Raw genomic sequence first — 547 nt, forward strand, 5'->3', positions numbered from 1 at the left:
AATGGTACGAGGTTCGAGATCAATCGCGATAGTGTCTTGATGAAGAGTCTGTGTTTTCGGATTGTAGACCAACTCGCCAATCGCAATACAACTGTGAGTTTGTTTGGCTTGTTGTAGAAAGTCGCGCATACCGTACCGAGTTATTTGGAAATCGCGAAATATTATATAGTTATTGAAGCGCGAAATCTTATAAATCGCGCGTCAATTATCATCAAAAGTTTATGAACCGTAGGTAACGGAATATCGGTGTGGTTTGTGATTCATCGCCAATACGACATTCAGTGCAAAGGCACCCAAAATCGAAAGGCCAATCACCTCTGGAGTGACAAAGAAGAATGAAGCAAACAGGATACATGCATCGATTGCCATCTGGCTTTTGCCAACAGAAATGCCAAACTTGTCCTGAATAAACAAACACAACACGTTAAAGCCACCTAGGCTGGAGCGATGTCGGAACAAAATCAGCATACCTAATCCCATCAATAGGCCACCTGCTACCGCGCAATAAATTTCGTTAACGGATTCGAGTGAGATCAGCAAATAAAGG

General features: G+C 42.6%; 1 protein-coding gene. It reads right to left on the reverse strand.

All coding sequences use genetic code 11. The features are described 5' to 3' along the window. Positions 1-219 precede the first annotated feature (219 nt). Positions 220-547, reverse strand: a 328-nt coding sequence (locus R7Z49_RS27005; protein WP_318112742.1) for a YitT family protein, incomplete at its 5' end; no start/stop codon positions are given.

Origin of the sequence: Vibrio sp. 1562, from assembly GCF_033340155.1 — a bacterium.
Lineage (GTDB): Bacteria > Pseudomonadota > Gammaproteobacteria > Enterobacterales > Vibrionaceae > Vibrio > Vibrio alginolyticus.